The following is an 18,104-nucleotide window of genomic DNA, read 5'->3' as shown; positions in this document are numbered from 1 at the left end:
TTTGAAGAAATTATAAATTCTACGACAATGATAACATTTCCAAATGCCAAAATAAATCTGGGCTTGAATATAGTCGAGAAACGCCTGGACGGATATCATAATCTTGAGACAGTGTTTTTTCCTATCAATCTTCAGGATGCCCTTGAAGTGAAACCTTTGGAAGAGGAGGGTAAGGACTATAAAATCAGTATGAAAGGTAATGTTCTTGACTGCAATCCGGATGATAACCTTGTGGTCAAGGCCTATAAACTCCTGAAACAGGACTTCGATCTTGCTCCTGTAGATATTCATCTTTTCAAGCATATACCGAGTGGGGCGGGTCTTGGAGGCGGTTCTTCTGACTGTGCCTTTATGATTAAGATGCTCAATCAGAAGTTTGCTTTGGGGCTGAGTCTGGAGAAGATGGAAGAATATGCGGCAAAGCTTGGGGCTGACTGTGCTTTCTTTGTGCGCAATGAGCCTGTATTTGCAACCGGAATAGGTAATATCTTTGAACCTGTCAAACTTTCGTTGGCAGATTATTATATAGTATTGGTGAAACCGGATATTTTCGTATCAACACGTGACGCTTTCTCGAAAATCAAACCACACAGACCGGAACTTTCCCTTAAAGAGATAATAAAGATGCCTGTAGAGAATTGGAAAGACGTGATGGTAAACGATTTTGAGGACAGTGTTTTCGCGCTGTATCCAGAGATTGCTGCCATTAAGGATAAGATGTACGATCTGGGTGCTGTATATACTTCAATGTCCGGATCAGGCTCCTCTGTCTATGGACTTTTCCGTCAGCCTATAGAAAATGTGGATGAGAAATTTGCCGGATGTTTCTGTCGTCAGAGAGAAATGTTCTAAGTTTTAATCTGTAAAACGGAATTTCTACAATGAAAAGGACTTTTCTATTTGCGTTGCTTATGTCTGCTGCATCTGTGTCATACTCACAGGTGATAAACGGTACGTGGAAAGGCTTGTTGACTGCGGCAAACCAGAAATTGGAAATCGTTTTTCATTTTCAGCATGAAGAAGGAGGTAAACAGTCGTGCAAGATGGATGTTCCGGCGCAAAGTGCTGTCGGTATTCCTGTAAATCTTCAGATTTTGACAGAGGATTCCGTCTCGTTGAGCGTGGCTGCTATAAACATGACTTATAATGGAAAACTTATCGATGGGGCGATTAAAGGAAAATTCAATCAGTTCGGTATGTCCTTCCCGCTTGAACTTAGACCTGGAGATGTAAATATGCCGAACAGACCTCAGGAACCTACAGTGACGTATATCTATGGTACTGAGGAGGTTACTTTCAGTAATGTGAACGCTAATACAAAACTTTCAGGAACGCTGACATATCCCGTAGGCTACAATCCGAATAAAAAAGTGCCGGTGGTGATAATGGTTACCGGAAGTGGCTCACAGAACCGCGATGAAGAGGTCTTTGGACATAAGCCGTTTCTCGTGATAGCTGATTATCTGGCCAAATGCGGTATAGCTTCTTTGCGGTACGATGACAGAGGAACAGGAAAGTCAGTTGGTGGCGATGTCACGAGTGCTACTTCCGAAGATTTTGCCGAGGATGCGGATTGCGGTTTGCAATGGCTCAGAAAAAGTGGAAAATTTGGAAAGATCGGTGTCCTTGGTCATAGTGAAGGCGGAATGATAGCTTTTATGCTTGCGGCAGATAAGAAACCGGATTTCATTGTAAGTATGGCAGGTCCGGGAATTAAAGGCGATACTCTACTGGCCGAGCAGCAGAATGCTTTATTGAAGTTGAAGGGAATACCGGCTAATGTCAGTGTAAATACTATAAGAAAGGAAATGTCTGTGCAGCCCAAAAAGCCATGGCTTGAATTCTTTATGGATTATAATCCAGAAAATGACTTGAAGAAGATAACAATACCCGTAATGGCAATAAACGGCAGCAATGACGCACAGGTTATTTCGGAAAGCAATTTGGGCAATATCAGACGGCTTTTGAATAATAAGAATCCCAAGAACCTTATAAAGGAATATCCGGGACTTAATCACTTGTTTCAGCATTGTAAGCCTGAGACTGCGGTAGATTACTATAATATAGAAGAAACCTGCTCTGAAGAAGTTTTGAAGGATATTGCCAATTGGATTAATAATTTATAATTCACCATTTGTTTGAATTTGGAGGATAGATAGAAGTGATTCATTTTTTCAAACAGAATATTGAGGGAATTTCTCTACCCGAGAAATTTACATTCCCTTTTCATTATACACCTCATCCGCTGACACGAATAGCAGCGGATGAGGTTCGATCTTATTTATCCACTCGACTTGACTGGCAGGATGAAATCGGCAAAGGCAAGATGTTTGGTGTACTGATAGTAAGGACATCAGATGGCGGTATCGGTTATCTGGCTGCCTTTTCCGGAAATCTGGCCGGTAGCAATATGCATGATTTCTTTGTTCCTCCTGTGTATGACCTTCTTAATCCTGACGGTTATTTCAGGAAAGAAGAATCGGAAATCTCGGCTTTGAACAGACGTATCAGCGATATATTCAAAAGTGATTCTTATCTCATGGCGAAAAAAGAACAAGAGGAGATAAAGATTCAAGCATCTTCTTCTTTAGCGTCTGCCAAGGAGAAACTGAAGAGGAGCAAAAAGGAGAGGGATGAAAAACGTGCTAATGGCAACCTTTCGCCTGAAGAACTCGATGCCCTGGTTCGTGAGAGCCAGTTTCAAAAGGCCGAATATAAGAGATTGGAGAACTCGTGGAAAGAAAGGCTGAATGAGGTAGAGCAGAAAGTGAAAGGTTTTGATACTGAGATATTGCAGTTGAAGCGAGAGAGAAAAACTCGTTCGGCTGCATTGCAGTTATGGCTTTTCAGGCAATTTGATATGCTGAATGCAAAGGGTGAGCGTAAAGACCTGTGTGAGATATTCAAAGATACTCCTCAGGGATTACCACCTGCAGGAGCAGGGGAGTGCGCTTTGCCTAAACTTTTGCAGTATGCTTATCTGTATGGCCTGCAGCCGTTGGCTATGGGTGAATTCTGGTGCGGAATGTCGCCCAAGGATGAGATTCGTCACGACGGCTATTTTTATCCTTCATGCAAAGGTAAATGCGAACCTATACTGAAACATATGCTCGTAGGGTTTGATGTGGAGCCTAATCCATTGGCAGAGGATTTGTTTAAGGATACTCCGCTTAAGATTTTGTATGAGGATGAATGGATAGTGGCTGTTGAGAAGCCGTCGGGCATGCTTTCTGTTCCGGGAAAAAATGATCTGGACTCTGTACAGCAGAGATTAAGACTTATGTATCCTGATGCTACCGGTCCTTTGGTGGTTCACCGCCTTGATATGGCAACGTCAGGGATACTTCTCGCTGCCAAGGACAAGGATGTGCATGCCCGGTTGCAGTCTCAGTTCGAGACAAGGAGTATCTCAAAGGAATACATAGCCATATTGGATGGCGTTCCGTCGCAGGAATTTGGTATCATAGATTTGCCTATATGCCTGAATCCCCTTGACAGACCGCGACAGATGGTTGATTTTGAGAATGGCAAGCTGGCAATAACTGAATATAAGGTGGAATGTATAAAGGATGGACGGGCGAAAGTCGTCTTTAAGCCTCATACCGGTCGGACTCATCAGTTGCGTGTACATTCGGCTCATGTCTCAGGCCTCGGATGTCATATATCGGGAGATGAACTTTATGGTAATCCCGATTCGGCTTCACGTTTGTGTCTTCATGCATCAAGACTCGTATTCAGACATCCGGTGTTGGATAAGGAGATAGAGATAGTTTCTCCAAGTCCGTTTACGTTGTAATAATTAAAAATGATAATATATGGATTTTTTAGATTTAGTAAAGAAACGTCAGAGTGACAGAAAGTATAAGAACACTCCGGTAGATAGAGAAAAGATTATCAAATGCCTTGAAGCTGCGAGACTGGCTCCGTCGGCATGCAACAGTCAGCCATGGAAGTTTGTTGTGGTGGACGATCCGCAATTGCTTCCGGAGATGGCATCGGCTGCGGCAGGTATGGGAATGAACAAGTTTGCAGTGCAAAGTCCGGTAATTGTGGCTGTCGTGTTGGAGAAAATGAATTTTACGGCACGTATAGGTAGCGTAATTAAGGATAAGGAGTATTCTCTTCTTGACGTAGGTATTGCGGTAGAGAATTTCTGTCTTCAGGCTGCAGAACTTGGTCTGGGAACATGTATCCTTGGATGGTTCGATGAAAAGAAGGTGAAGAAGTTGCTAGGTATAGGCAGCAAGAGAGTTCCGCTTCTGATTACATTGGGTTATCCTGATGGTGAGACGAGAAATAAAATCAGAAAAGACATTAACACTATGAGCAGTTGGAACAAGTATGAATAAGCAGAAGAAAATAATATTGGCTCTGGTGGCTGTAGCGGTGGTACTTGTGGCTGTACTGACAGTAAACAATTATCGTTCTATAGAAACCGAAGAGCAGTCGCTTGATGAAGTGGAGGTGACTGACTCTGCCGAGGTGGAAGAAATTACTTACAAATATGGTATCCCGGTTGATAAATACAATGTGAAGTATGGTATAGTGAAGCCTAACCAGAATTTGTCTTTTATATTGTCTGATCATGGATTGAGTTCTCAGAATATTCATGATCTGAATCTTAAGACGGAAGGTGTATTCGATGTAAGGAAGATACGTAGCGGAAGGGCCTATGCAATGTTTACTTCGAAGGACAGCCTTGCCACTCCAAAGTTTTTTGTCTATGAGGAAGATCCGAAATCGTATGTAGTTTTCGACCTTAGAGGAGAATACAAGGTTACACGCGGTCAGAACCCTGTGGAGTGGAGAACTAAAGAGGCAAAAGGGAAAATCAATTCTTCATTGTGGGTAGCCATGCAGGATTGTAATACTTCGCCGCAGTTGGCTATAGTTCTCTCGCATATATTCGGATGGACTATCGACTTCTTCGGACTTCAGAAGGAAGATGAATTCCGTGTGATATACGAACAGGAATATGTCGATGGAAATGCGTTGCAGAACTTTCATGTGCTTGCGGCATCTTTCCGTGCTTCGGACAGTACATATTATGCTATTCCGTTCACTCAGGATGGTGAGGAACTGTATTATAATGAGAAAGGAAACAGTCTTGAAGGAGCATTTCTGAAAGCTCCGCTTGATTTCTACCGTATTTCGTCGCGCTTTACCAACAGCCGTTATCATCCGGTGCTGAAGCGTTATCGTGCGCATCATGGTGTGGACTATGCAGCTCCTACGGGAACTCCGGTGTATGCCATCGGTAACGGAAAGGTTATAGCAAAAGGTTATCAGGCCGGGGGAGGAGGTAATTACGTCAAGATTAAGCATAACAGTGTTTATGTCACTACATATATGCATCTGTCACGTTTTGCTAAAGGCTTGAAAGTCGGTTCTTCAGTCAAGCAGAAAGAAGTGATAGGCTATGTAGGTTCCACCGGACTTTCTACCGGACCGCATCTTGATTTCCGTGTATTCGAGAACGGAAAGCCTATAAATCCGCTCACAATCAAGTCGCAACCTAAGAAACCTGTAAGCCAGCAGAATATGGCTGCTTATACAGTTCTTCGCGATTCGCTGATGAACAGGCTGCAAGGTATGTAAATTTATTCTTAGAGAAAAATAAAAGAGCCATATCAGCTCCTCTCATTTATAGGGGTTATGATATGGCTCTTATTATATTAATAATTTTAGACTTTTAGAACATATAATCCCATGCAGGAAGTTCTACAGGTTTCTGTTTTGCAGCCTTCAGAGATTTCTCGTCAAGATATTTCTTGTTTATTACTATACGGAACAAATATTCATCGAACCATTTGTCGGTGAACGTCATATATCCGTTATGGCCAGCAGTAGGGCCCCAGCTGTTTTCAAACTGCCATTTCAATGGCTGGTCATTCTCATCTGTATCAACTGCCATCAGAGTCATTGCATGAGCCGAACCGCTTTCTCTTGTAAGGATTCTTGCTTTCTTGTCCATGTCAAGCTTGATTCCGAAAAGTGAGGAATAATCGAACATTTCAGGATGACAAACTCCGTCGGCAGAATTATACATAGCTACATCAACTGATGCATACATGGCTTCATTACCCTTGATAGAAGATATAGCCGCTTTTTTGATGACATCGTTAGGCAGGTTCAGATATATCCAGTTCACGCCTTCGTATGTATTGCGGTAGTTTGCAATCTCATAAACCTTATAGTACTCGCGGGTAGGGTCGTTCATTATCATGACGTATGATTCCGGATTGTAGTTTTCCGGTTTGATCATGTTATAGAATTCCTTAGGAGTAGTTTTCAGTGTCTTGATTTCACCGGCTGTGGTTTCGTATCTCCATTCGAACTGGCTGGGAGGATTGCCGAGGCAGAGTGAAAGGATTCTGTAAACATCTTTTAATATAGCCTTCTTGGCTTCTGCTATCTCTTTCTTGCTTTTCTTTCCGTTTACCAGATTACGGAGTTCGTATCCTCCTGTGCGCAGACGTTCGTTGAGCACGGAACGCATCTGTGTCGTGTTATTTGAGTGTGCAGTTTCCGGCATGACAGTCTGAGGAACTACGCCGTATTTTTCAGCGATATTATAGAACAGGTTCCAAACGCCACCGTCGCCTACAGGTGTTCTGAAATAAAACTCTACGTCACGTTCCAACATGTCATGATCAGCTGTAGCAATGGCATTTTCAAGGAAAAGATTACTCTTTTCGAACATATCCCAGAAATAGTTATAGTTGTGTGAGAAGTCGAATTCCTTGATGTTGAACTGTTTCATTACCGACGGACGGAGTACGTTCATAGAAGTAAACATCCAGCATCTTCCAGACTGCTGCTGGTCTGTTATACCTTTCACATCAACTTTATATTTGAAGTAGTGGTCTGTTTCACCTTGAATATCTCTGTTTAGAGACAGTTTTCTCAGGTTGGCATCGTTTGTGATTATGTTCTGAAGTGCTTTTGTAGATGCATCCATCACGAATGATGACTGTATATCCTTCAGATCTGACTCAGTGATTTGCTGTGCCCCTGCACTTAATGCAATAGCTCCTAGAGCTGCTGTGAATAATGTTTTTTTCATGTGTTTATGGTTATTTGTTTTTGTTTCTGTTGCAAAGATGGCATTTTTAGTTGGATGATGCAAGTTTTATCATAGTGCTGTATAAAAAAGAAACTGCATGGTGTCCTTTACTTGTTTTATGGACAGCCATGCAGTCTTGATTTCTTTCTTTTTGCTTTTTTTTATTTGATTTCAAACTCTTCCTTCATGTCTATTTCTTCACCTTTTGGATCATAGAATTTATATTCCAGCATTGCAAGGTTCTGATTAGGAATGACTTTGATACCAAATCCGTATTTCATTTGCCATTTACGCTTTAGTGAAACCATACCTTGGTTTACGTAAGCAGCAACGTACGGATGTATATGCAACGTGAATTTTTTCACTTTTAATTTGTTGACCAAATAGTCCAGTTTGCTTTCCAGAGAATCTGTGAAAAGTATCGAAGGTTTGATTTTACCTTTACCGAAACATACAGGACATTCTTCGTCGGTAGTCACGTCCATTGCAGGACGAACTCTTTGTCGGGTTATCTGCATAAGGCCGAATTTGCTTAACGGCAGGATGTTATGCTTTGCCCTGTCCTTCTGCATGTTCTGACACATGCGTTCGTATAGTTTCTGACGGTTCTCGGCAAGGTTCATATCAATGAAATCGACAACTATTATACCACCCATATCCCTTAGTCGGAGCTGGCGTGCCAGTTCGTCGGCAGCACCTAAGTTTACGTCTAGGGCGTTGGCTTCCTGGCCGTTGGCGGATTTTGAGCGGTTACCGCTGTTCACATCTACCACGTGAAGCGCTTCGGTATGTTCAATAATGAGATAAGCACCGCTTTTGTACGAAACAGTCTTACCGAATGATGATTTTATTTGCTTTGTGATGGCAAAGTTGTCGAAAATGGGAAGCTGACCGGTGTAACGCTTTACAATGTTCCCGCGTTCGGGAGCTATCAGGGCTACATAGTCTTTTACTTCGTTGTAAACGGTTTCATCGTTTACATAAATATTTTCGTATGACGGATTGAACAGGTCGCGCAGCATAGCGACAGTGCGGCTTGTTTCCTCATATACCAGTGTGGGCAGCTTTGTAGCAGACTGCACCTTAGTTATTGTTTCTTCCCAATGTTTGAGCAATACTTTCAGTTCGGCATCCAGTTCTGCCACCCTTTTTCCTTCGGCTACTGTTCTTACTATAATACCGAAGTTTTTTGGCTTGATGCTCTGAAGGAGTTGCTTCAATCGTGTCCTCTCTTCGCTTGATTTTATTTTTTGCGAAACAGAAACTTTGTCGTTGAACGGAATGAGTACCAGATATCTTCCTGCAAATGAAAGTTCGCATGTAAGGCGGGGACCTTTTGTAGAGATAGGTTCTTTTACTATCTGAACAATTACTTCCTGACCTTGCTGGAGGATATTTGATATTGAACCGTCTTTGTCAATATCCGGCAGAGAGTTTGCCTTTGATATAGGAAAAAGTTTCTTACGGTCACTGATTACTTGCTTTAGATACTTTTGATAAGAATGAAACTGTGGTCCCAAATCAAGATAGTGAAGGAATGCGTCTTTTTCGAAGCCGACATCCACGAAGCATGCATTAAGTCCGGGCATAAGTTTTTTTACTTTGCCCACATACATATTCCCGACAGAGAAAGAAAGGTTTCTTTCTTCTTTCTGAAACTCTACCAGATTCTTGTCTTCCAGCAGGGCTATAGAAATCTCTTTGGGCTGTACGTCAACAACTAATTCGCTTGTCACTTTTTCTTGGTTTAATGGAAATTGTTTAAATTCTTAATTAAGACAAAGAACAAACCCGAAAGACTGAAACAGTTCTTTGCAAGTTTGTTCTTTATTGAAGTCGGGACAGACTAACAATTATTTTTTGCTTTTATGTCTGTTCTTTCTTAGTCTTTTTTTACGCTTGTGAGTAGACATTTTATGTCTTTTTCTTTTCTTTCCGCTTGGCATAGCTTTAAAATTTTTATAGGGTTAATACTAAAATTAATTATTCCTTCACTGAAAGTGTAAAAGTCTTTGCTGGTTTGAATACCGGAATATTGTGTTCCGGGATGATTATTGTAGTGTTCTTTGATATATTACGAGCTGTTTTCTGTGCTCTCTTCTTAACTACGAAACTGCCGAAACCTCTCAGGTAGACATTTTCTTCGTTAGATAACGATTCTTTTACTGAACCCATGAACGCTTCCAAAGTAACCAGTACAGTGTTTTTGTCGATACCTGTCTTTTTTGCAATTTCGTTTACAATATCTGCTTTAGTCATTTCGCTAATAAATAATTATTGTGTTATACTTTATCTAAATTTTTGGTCTGCAAATATATAGCTTTTCTCGTTCTTTAAGAAATTTATTTGCGACATTTTTACAATAAAATTGCGAAAAACGTTGTTTTTGGGGTCTGTACAGACATGTATGTGGCATTATTGTTTCTCTAATATACGTTTTCACATTATATTTATACTACTTAGAAATGGTAGACAAATTTTATTGTCTGAAAAATCATTATCTCTATAAAAATTGATTAACATACAATGGGGTAGCAATAAAATATTGCAAAATGGTTGGTTTCTCATTTTTTTTCTATATTTTTGATGCGAATTATTAAAACTTTCGAATATGTCTTTAAACAAAGTTCAATTAATAGGTAATGTAGGGAAGGATCCCGAAGTGAGATATCTGGATAGTGGTGTGGCTGTGGCTACTTTTACTTTAGCTACAACCGATCGTGCTTATACTTTGGCAAATGGCACTCAGGTTCCGGAACGTACAGAATGGCATAATATAGTTTTGTGGAGAGGTTTGGCCGAAACTGCAGAAAAGTATGTTCATAAAGGAGACAAACTATATATTGAAGGAAAAATCCGTTCGCGTTCGTATGATGACCAGAATGGAGTGAAGAGATACATAGTCGAAATTTTCGGTGATAATATGGAAATGCTTACACCTCGTTCGGCGCAACAGGGTGGGCAGCAATTTGCTTCGCAGCAGCAGCCTGCAGTTACACCGGCTCAACCGATACAGCAAGCTCCCGTACAGGATGAGGCATCTGATGATTTGCCTTTCTAAATAACTTATGTCTAACTAAAATTTATTTCTTTGGACCCGGATTCGTATTTATGCCGCTTGGCGGATTTATTTAACGGAGTGACCGTTACAGCTCCCGATACAGGAGCTTTTATTGCTTTGATTTTAGCATTATTATTACTTTATGCTTCTGGCTTCGTATCGGCATCTGAAATAGCGTTCTTTTCTTTGACGCCATCAGATTTAAGCGATATTGAAGAGGAAAAACACAGTGCAGACAAGCGTATAAAGTCATTATTGGCTAATTCAGAAAGACTTTTGGCCACAATTCTCATCTCAAACAATTTTGTCAATGTGATGATAATTATGCTGTGTAATTTCTTTTTTGCATCAGTAGTCGATTTTGGTGGATCAAGATTGCTTGAGTTTCTTGTCATAACCGTAATTCTTACATTTCTATTACTTCTCTTTGGGGAAATAATGCCGAAAATATATTCGGCACAGAACGCTTTGGCTTTTAGTCGTAAGGCGGCTCCTGTACTGAATGTCTTGAGTTATGTATTCAGACCTTTGTCTTCAGTGTTGGTGCGTTCAACAGTTTTCATCAATAAAATAGCTTATAAGAAGCCGCAGTCTCTTTCTGTGGATGAACTTTCGCAAGCTCTTGAACTGACGGACAAAAACGAGATTTCCGAAGAGAGCAATATGTTGGAAGGTATAATCCGATTTGGTGAAGAAACAGCAAAAGAGGTAATGACTTCCCGTCTTGATATGGTTGATCTCGATATTGACTCAACATTTTCAGAAGTCCTGAAATGTGTGGTCGATAACGGATATTCCCGTATTCCGGTTTATCAGGATACAAGGGATAACGTAAAGGGTGTACTTTATATCAAAGATCTTCTGCCATATCTTGAGAAAGGTGATGACTTTGACTGGAGAAAGCTTATTCGCCCTGCATTCTTTGTGCCGGAAACAAAAATGATAGATGACTTGCTCAGGGACTTTCAGACAAATAAGGTTCACATGGCAATTGTAGTTGACGAGTTTGGAGGTACGTCGGGTATAGTTACCATGGAAGATATTATAGAAGAGATAGTAGGGGAGATTAACGATGAATATGATGATGAGGAAAGAACATACGTTAAGCTTTCTGAAGGAGTGTTTGTGTTTGAGGCAAAGACTCTTCTTTCGGATTTCTATAAGATAATGAAGGCCGATCCTGAAGAATTTGAGGAGGTCTCCGATGATGCGGAAACACTGGCCGGCTTTATTCTTGCAGTAAAGGGTGAATTCCCGTCGCTGAATGAGGAGATAGTGTTTGGGAAGTATACTTTCAAGGTACTCGAAATGGATGCCAGAAGAATTCTTAAATTGAAGGTTACAGTACAATCTGAATCTGAGACTGGCGAAGAAAAGAACTGATTTTTGAAATTTAAGACATGCCTATACTGAGAAAATGGGAATTTGACGGAGCTGCCTGCGGAATATGGAGAGTGACTGAAACCGCAGAGAAGCTCCGTTCTTTGCTTACGGAAAAGTCTTTCACACAGGATTTTTTCAATTTTAAGTCACCTGCACGCCAATTGGAATATCTGGCTGTAAGGGCGCTTCTTCGTGAACTTTTAGGAAAAGAATGTCGTGTTCTTCATCATGAATCCGGCAAGCCTTATCTTGAGAACTCGTTGTGCAGGATATCTATATCTCATACAAAAGGTTTTGTAGCGTTGATTATTCACCCTGAAAAGGAAATTGGAATTGATATTGAATATCATTCCGATAGAGTGAAAAAGGTAGTTGGCAGGTTTGTCTCTTCAGGCGAAATGTCTCTTATAGAAAGAAAAGTTTCAGATATTGCGGATAATAATACCGTAGAAGAATTCAGAATCAATATGTATTTGTTGTTCTGGTCGGCAAAGGAAACAATGTTTAAGATGATAAATTCCAGTGAGGTGGATTTTCTGGAACATCTTAGTATAAACTCTGTCTCGTTTTCTGAACATTCCGGTAATGGCGCTGTTGTAGATGCACACTCTAAAGTTTTTAATGGAACTATGAATGCGTATGAGTGTAGAACTTCTCTGAAAACAGAGATGAGTATCGAGTTTTATCTGACGGAGGAGTTTGTTTGTACTTACAGCTGTATCGATTGAGACACTAATAAAAAAAGAGTTGGACAATGAATCACTATTAATGATATTCATTGTCCAACTCTTTTTTCGTAGCCCGTGGGGGAATCGAACCCCCCTTTCAAGAATGAAAATCTTGCGTCCTAACCGATAGACGAACGGGCCATCCTTATTGCTCCGGAATATCCGGCAGCTTTTGTTTTTTGTAGCCCGTGGGGGAATCGAACCCCCCTTTCAAGAATGAAAATCTTGCGTCCTAACCGATAGACGAACGGGCCATCCTTATGCTCCGGAATATCCGGCAGCTTTGTTTTTTTTGTAGCCCGTGGGGGAATCGAACCCCCCTTTCAAGAATGAAAATCTTGCGTCCTAACCGATAGACGAACGGGCCATCCTATGTTCCGGAATATCCGGTTTTCTTATTGCCTCGGTGATGATTTCCGATTGCGGGTGCAAAGGTACGAATATTTTTTAAATATGCAAACTTTTCGATGTAAAAACAGCTCAAAAAAGATAAAGTCTGATATTCTTTCATTTATGGAAATTGAAGATAACATCAGACTTTATTAATTAACATACTTATTTTAAGGATGTTGTATTAATTATTATATGTATTGTGTGTATTCCTTATTTCTGTCCAAGATTTTTTACTTCTTCCAGATTTTTTTCTATTTCCTCTTCACTAAGCTCGTAGTTTGTAAGGTTGCCGGACAAGTATTGGTCGTATGCACTCATGTCAATAAGTCCATGTCCTGACAGATTGAACAGAATTACTTTCTCTTCGCCTGTTTCAATACATTTCTTGGCTTCATTGATTGTAGCTGCTATTGCATGGCATGATTCCGGAGCAGGAATAATACCTTCGGCTTTTGCAAACATGATACCGGCATCGAATGTGTCAAGTTGTTTCACATCTACAGCTTCCATTAATCCGTCTTTCAGAAGTTGTGACACGATGACACCTGCACCATGATATCTCAAACCTCCAGCATGAATATTGGCAGGTGCGAAATTATGCCCCAAAGTGTACATTGGCAGGAGAGGAGTGTATCCGGCTTCGTCTCCGAAATCGTATTCAAACTTACCTCTTGTCAGTTTAGGGCAGGATGCAGGTTCTGCTGCAATATATCTTGTCTTTTTGCCTTCCAGGATAGTGTGGCGCATAAATGGGAAACAGATACCGCCGAAATTTGAACCACCGCCAAAGCATCCGATAATTATGTCAGGATATTCTCCTGCCATTTCCATCTGTTTTTCGGCTTCCAGTCCGATGACGGTCTGATGCAGTGTAACGTGGCTTAATACCGACCCAAGAGTGTATTTACAGTTAGGAGTTGTTCTTGCCAGCTCTATAGCCTCTGAGATGGCTGTTCCCAGTGATCCCTGATGATTTGGATATTTTGTAAGAATATCTTTTCCTGCACGTGTTGACATAGATGGCGAAGGAGTGACCTGTGCGCCGAATGTCTGCATTATGCTTCGTCTGTAAGGTTTCTGCTCGTAGCTGATTTTTACCTGATAAACCGCAGCTTCAAGTCCGAACACGCGGGCCGCATATGACAGGGCAGCTCCCCATTGTCCTGCTCCGGTTTCGGTAGTGATGTTTGTCACACCTTCCTTCTTGCAGTAATATGCCTGTGCCAGTGCCGAATTAAGTTTATGAGAACCAATCGGGCTTACGCTTTCATTTTTGAAATATATGTGTGCCGGTGTTCCCAAAGCTTTTTCCAGACCATATGCTCTTACAAGTGGGGTGCTTCTGTAGTATTTATACATTTCTCTAACCTCTTCCGGAATTTCTATCCATGCGTCAGTCTGGTTCAGCTCCTGATGGCACAGTTCTTTTGCAAAGATAGGGTAAAGATCTTCTGCCTTCAACGGTTCTTTTGTAGCAGGATTGAGTGGCGGCATTGGCTTGTTCTTCATGTCCGCTTGAATATTATACCAGTGTGTAGGTATCTCGTTTTCCTTTAGGAAAAATCTTTTCTGTTTCTCGCTCATGGCTATTTATTTTAAAGTTCTGCTCAAAAATAGACAAAAAAGTTTATTTAGCAAAGAAATACTCGATTATTTGATACTAAATATTAAAAATAGATAGAATAATGTAAGGAGAAATCTATTTAATAATTGCGTTTTGTGCTAATTGAGTGGTAAACTCAACTTTTTGTATGCTATTGGCTGTTTCACCATTTTTTTTGTGTAAGTTTGCATGTATCTTTTTAAAGTTAAAAAGAATATGGATAATTGGGAACGTTTAATATTATATAGAAAGAAGCTTGTATTGCCCCGCATTTATCAGGTGGTTGACTGGTTTTCATGGCTAGCATGTTTTGCAGCTATTTTATTCATAGCTTCTATAGTATATCGTTACGGTTTCACGGTCACGGAAAATGTACATTCCGTACTTCATGCTGTCTCAAACTCCGTTTGGATTGTTTTTTTGGTCAATACAGCATTAAGTCATCTGTTTTCAAACGAAGAAGGCAATAAGTTCACAGTGTGGACCTGGTTGCTTGATATAGGTCTTTATCTTACACTGTTGCCTGTTGTTTTTCATCTGCCGGAACCTGGTAATGCAGCATATTGGATATGGATATTCTTCAATAGCAGTTATTATAAGGGGGCTGTTCTTCTGCTTATGTCCTTTACGTTGCTGTCCGGTTTTTTTGTCCGGCTTTTGGGACGAAAAACAAATCCTTCACTTATTCTGGCGTCAAGCTTTTTTATAATAATAATTGTCGGAGCCGGACTTCTGATGCTTCCAAGGGCTACATATAATGGCATATCGTGGATAGATGCGTTGTTTATCTCCACCAGTGCAACGTGTGTAACCGGACTTGTATCTGTCGATGTACCTTCCACATTTACCATGGAAGGTCAGATTATAATAATGCTGCTTATTCAAATAGGTGGTTTGGGAGTGATGACTATAACCAGCTTCTTCGCCATGTTCTTTATGGGGAATACGTCGCTTTACAACCAGTTGGTTGTAGGCGATATGATAAGTACCAATTCATTGAACTCATTATTATCTACATTATTATATATATTGGGATTTACTCTTGCCATTGAGGGAATAGGTATGTTTCTGATATGGATTGACATACACGGAACCCTTGGAATGACGTTTTATGAGGAGCTTTATTTTGCAGCTTTTCATTCCATATCAGCATTCTGTAACGCCGGTTTTTCTACACTTCCTGGTGGAATGGGTAATGACATGGTGATGCATAATCACAATTTTCTTTATATCGTATTGTCATTGCTTATTGTATTTGGCGGTATAGGTTTCCCTATATTGGTGAATATGAAAGACACGATATTCTATTATTTCCGATATTGTTTTTCCAGACTGTTTTTCCGTCGTCGCAGGTTCATTAAGAAAATTCATTTGTACAATCTGAATACCAAGATTGTTTTGTTTATGACAGGAGCACTTTTGTTGCTGGGAACAATTGTCATTCTTCTTTTTGAATGGAATCATGCTTTTGCCGGTATGGATGCGGCAGACAAAGTGGTCCACGCCTTCTTCAATTCCGTATGTCCACGAACTGCGGGTTTTGCCAGTGTCGGACTTACCACACTTTCCACACAGACTCTTCTGCTTATGATTATTCTGATGATGATAGGTGGCGGAACACAGTCAACTGCCGGAGGTGTGAAGATAAATGTCTTTGCTGTGATTCTGATAAACCTTTTTGCCGTGCTTAGAGGGGTGGAGAGAACATATATTCTGCATCGCGAGATTTCATCCGATTCGGTAAAACGTTCAAATGCGGCTTTGATTCTTTATCTTCTTATTGTTTTCTTTGCAATATTCCTGATGACTGTCATAGAACCGAATGCGTCTGTCATGGCATTGGTCTTTGAATGTGTATCTGCTTTGAGTACGGTAGGCTCCAGCCTTGATCTTACACCGACTTTGAGCAATGCCGGCAAACTCCTGATAATAGTTCTTATGTTTGTTGGTCGTGTTGGAGCTTTTACATTGGTAAGCGGACTTATAAGACAGGAGAAAAAGAAAAACTACAAATATCCAAGTGACAATATTATAATAAACTGATAAAACAATAAAATACATTTGATATGAAATATCTTATTATAGGATTAGGCAATTATGGTGGAGTGTTGGCAGAAGAGCTTACGACTCTAGGTCACGAAGTTGTCGGCGTTGACTCAGAGGAACTTCAGGCGGAACGTTATAAAGACAAAGTTGCCACAACTTATGTCCTCGATGTTACAGATGAGATGGCACTGTCTGTTCTGCCTCTTAACAGTGTGGATATAGTCATTGTGGCCATAGGCGAAAATTTCGGAGCTTCCGTAAGGATTGTATCATTATTGAAGAAACATAACGTAAAGCATATATATGCACGTGCCGCAGATGAAGTGCATAAGGCTGTTCTTGACGCATTTTCATTGGATAGAATATTGACTCCGGAGAAAGATGCTGCAAGGCTTCTGGTACAGCTTATGGAACTTAATGCCGAGGTAGAGCATTTCTCCGTTGATGAAAACAATTACGTATTTAAATTCTCAATACCTTCCAAACTCATAGGATATAAAATCAATGAGTTAAGCATAGAGGAAGAATTCAAGATACGTATTATATCCGTGATTATGGGAAAACATACTTCAAATATTCTTGGAATATCAAAGGTTGAGAAAGTTTCAGAAGTATCTTATCCTGAGGATTACGAGTTGAAACAGGATGACGGTCTGGTTTGTTATGGCCAGTATGCCGATTTTATCAAGTTCTGGAAATCTGTAAAATAAAGACAGTATGGCTTTATAAAAACATGAGGGATTAGTATTGATGAAATGTCAAGACTAATCCCTCTGTCTATATCATATGTTTATTTTATGTTTCTTCTGTTCAATGCCTGCTGATACTTTCTTGCGTTTATGTTATGCTCGCTTAGAGTAGAGGCAAAATTGTGAGTACCGGAGAAGTCCTCTTTTGCACACATGTAAATGTAATTATGTTTTGAATAATTCAAAACACTGTTTATTCCCGCTACTGATGCAATTCTGATTGGTCCGGGAGGTAACCCGGCATATTTGTAGGTATTATAGGGGCTGTCAGTTTCCAGATGTTTGAACAGTATTCTTCTAAGTCCGAAGTCCTGTAGGCTGAATTTTACTGTAGGGTCGGCCTGGAGAAGCATCCCTCTTTTGAGCCTGTTTATGTAGAGTCCTGCCACAAGAGGCTTTTCTGCGTTGTTGGCAGTTTCTTCATCAACTATTGATGCCAGAGTGCATACTTCGGTAGTGGTCATATTCAGCGCTTCTGCCTTTGCCCTACGTTCTGCGCTCCAGAAATTCTTATTTTCCTTTATCATTCTTTTAATGAAGCTTTCAGCTGTCATATTCCAATAAACCTCATACGTATTAGGTATAAAAAGTGCGGGAATAGTAGCTTTGTCATATCCAAGTGTGGCTATGTAGCTGCTGTCATTCAGCAGGGCAGATATGCTGGCTGAATCAGCCATAATCTGTCTGGCTACTCTTGATGCCAGTTTGTCCATAGTTCTTACACTCGGAATTATCAGTTTCACAGGAGTCTGTCTTCCGGATTCAATCTTTCTGAAGGCTTCAAGTACGGATGATTGCGGGCTTATCCTGTATGCTCCGGTATGTATATTCTCTCCATAACCTTTGATTTTTGCCAGAAACTTTATCCCTGACATACTTTTGGGGTTAAGATTTCTTTCAATTTTGACAAAAACAGAGTCGGAAGAGTCGTCCTCATCTATATAAATAAACGTAGGATTATTAATGTTGAAAGGTTTGCTAAATAACAATAAGTATGTGCTGACTGCAGCAGACAGAATAATCGCTGAAATCACGGATAAGGAGATAATTAATGCTTTCTTCTTCATATAAAAAA

General features: G+C 40.4%; 15 protein-coding genes and 3 tRNA genes. 10 read left to right on the top strand and 8 right to left on the bottom strand.

From position 1 onward, the window contains the following. Positions 1–27 precede the first annotated feature (27 nt). The 5 genes from ispE to OCV82_RS01885 are packed head-to-tail and all read left to right on the top strand — an operon-like array spanning position 28 to position 5,598. Positions 28–852: a 4-(cytidine 5'-diphospho)-2-C-methyl-D-erythritol kinase gene (ispE, locus tag OCV82_RS01905; protein ID WP_154042839.1), complete on the top strand. Its 825-nt coding sequence runs from the start codon at positions 28–30 to the stop codon at positions 850–852. 29 nt (positions 853–881) lie between these two features. Then, complete coding sequence (locus tag OCV82_RS01900) at positions 882–2,126, top strand: alpha/beta hydrolase family protein (protein ID WP_154042838.1); 1,245 nt, start codon at positions 882–884, stop codon at positions 2,124–2,126. Positions 2,127–2,161: 35 nt separating this feature from the next. Continuing rightward, a complete protein-coding gene (locus tag OCV82_RS01895; RefSeq protein WP_154042837.1) occupies positions 2,162–3,796 on the top strand; it encodes an RluA family pseudouridine synthase in 1,635 nt (544 codons plus the stop codon). 19 nt (positions 3,797–3,815) lie between these two features. Continuing rightward, a complete protein-coding gene (locus tag OCV82_RS01890) occupies positions 3,816–4,349 on the top strand; it encodes a nitroreductase family protein (protein ID WP_154042836.1) in 534 nt (177 codons plus the stop codon). Further along, positions 4,342–5,598 carry a peptidoglycan DD-metalloendopeptidase family protein gene (locus OCV82_RS01885; RefSeq protein WP_154042835.1) on the top strand — a complete coding sequence of 419 codons (1,257 nt, stop codon included), beginning with the start codon at positions 4,342–4,344 and terminating at the stop codon, positions 5,596–5,598. The genes OCV82_RS01890 and OCV82_RS01885 overlap by 8 nt, the downstream gene beginning before the upstream one ends. Positions 5,599–5,692: 94 nt before the next feature. Here the strand turns inward: OCV82_RS01885 and OCV82_RS01880 are convergent, their stop codons facing one another. The 3 genes from OCV82_RS01880 to OCV82_RS01870 form a co-directional block, all read right to left on the bottom strand. Then, positions 5,693–7,066, bottom strand: a complete 1,374-nt coding sequence (locus OCV82_RS01880; protein WP_154042834.1) for a C1 family peptidase — start codon at positions 7,064–7,066, stop codon at positions 5,693–5,695. A 161-nt stretch (positions 7,067–7,227) separates the two neighbouring features. After that, a complete protein-coding gene (locus OCV82_RS01875) occupies positions 7,228–8,802 on the bottom strand; it encodes an Rne/Rng family ribonuclease (protein WP_154042833.1) in 1,575 nt (524 codons plus the stop codon). A gap of 247 nt (positions 8,803–9,049) precedes the next feature. Next, positions 9,050–9,325 (bottom strand): HU family DNA-binding protein, encoded by a 276-nt coding sequence (locus OCV82_RS01870; RefSeq protein WP_154042832.1) that lies wholly within the window; start codon positions 9,323–9,325, stop codon positions 9,050–9,052. A 352-nt stretch (positions 9,326–9,677) separates the two neighbouring features. Between OCV82_RS01870 and OCV82_RS01865 the strand changes: the two genes are divergently transcribed. From OCV82_RS01865 to OCV82_RS01855, 3 genes are read left to right on the top strand one after another with little or no spacing between them, the layout of a single operon-like run. Then, on the top strand, positions 9,678–10,127 hold the full coding sequence (locus tag OCV82_RS01865) for a single-stranded DNA-binding protein (protein WP_154042831.1): 450 nt from the start codon (positions 9,678–9,680) through the stop codon (positions 10,125–10,127). Positions 10,128–10,157: 30 nt separating this feature from the next. Continuing rightward, the gene (gene gldE / locus OCV82_RS01860) at positions 10,158–11,510 is read left to right on the top strand and encodes a gliding motility-associated protein GldE (protein ID WP_154042830.1); all 1,353 of its coding nucleotides are present in this window, start codon (positions 10,158–10,160) and stop codon (positions 11,508–11,510) included. A gap of 17 nt (positions 11,511–11,527) precedes the next feature. Further along, on the top strand, positions 11,528–12,238 hold the full coding sequence (locus tag OCV82_RS01855) for a 4'-phosphopantetheinyl transferase family protein (RefSeq protein WP_154042829.1): 711 nt from the start codon (positions 11,528–11,530) through the stop codon (positions 12,236–12,238). Positions 12,239–12,307: 69 nt separating this feature from the next. On the opposite strand, the gene OCV82_RS01850 is transcribed toward OCV82_RS01855, so the two are convergent. From OCV82_RS01850 to OCV82_RS01835, 4 genes are all read right to left on the bottom strand, one after another. Beyond that, positions 12,308–12,379, bottom strand: a tRNA-Glu gene (locus OCV82_RS01850). Between the two features lie 41 nt (positions 12,380–12,420). Next, positions 12,421–12,492, bottom strand: a tRNA-Glu gene (locus tag OCV82_RS01845). Positions 12,493–12,533: 41 nt separating this feature from the next. Then, positions 12,534–12,605: transfer RNA gene (locus tag OCV82_RS01840), tRNA-Glu, on the bottom strand. A 236-nt stretch (positions 12,606–12,841) separates the two neighbouring features. Beyond that, positions 12,842–14,215 carry a TrpB-like pyridoxal phosphate-dependent enzyme gene (locus tag OCV82_RS01835; protein ID WP_154042828.1) on the bottom strand — a complete coding sequence of 458 codons (1,374 nt, stop codon included), beginning with the start codon at positions 14,213–14,215 and terminating at the stop codon, positions 12,842–12,844. Positions 14,216–14,450: 235 nt separating this feature from the next. On the opposite strand from OCV82_RS01835, the gene OCV82_RS01830 reads away from it, so the two are divergent. Next, positions 14,451–16,277, top strand: a complete 1,827-nt coding sequence (locus OCV82_RS01830) for a TrkH family potassium uptake protein (protein WP_154042827.1) — start codon at positions 14,451–14,453, stop codon at positions 16,275–16,277. A gap of 23 nt (positions 16,278–16,300) precedes the next feature. Continuing rightward, a complete protein-coding gene (locus OCV82_RS01825; protein WP_154042826.1) occupies positions 16,301–16,990 on the top strand; it encodes a potassium channel family protein in 690 nt (229 codons plus the stop codon). 80 nt (positions 16,991–17,070) lie between these two features. Here the strand turns inward: OCV82_RS01825 and mltG are convergent, their stop codons facing one another. Beyond that, on the bottom strand, positions 17,071–18,096 hold the full coding sequence (gene mltG / locus OCV82_RS01820; protein WP_154042825.1) for an endolytic transglycosylase MltG: 1,026 nt from the start codon (positions 18,094–18,096) through the stop codon (positions 17,071–17,073). Positions 18,097–18,104: the final 8 nt, after the last annotated feature.

Source organism: Bacteroides cellulolyticus (genome assembly GCF_025567135.1).
In the GTDB taxonomy this organism is placed as follows: domain Bacteria; phylum Bacteroidota; class Bacteroidia; order Bacteroidales; family Bacteroidaceae; genus Phocaeicola; species Phocaeicola cellulolyticus.
The sequence above is the reverse complement of the archived record's forward strand: the minus strand, read 5'-3'. Positions and strand labels throughout refer to the sequence as shown.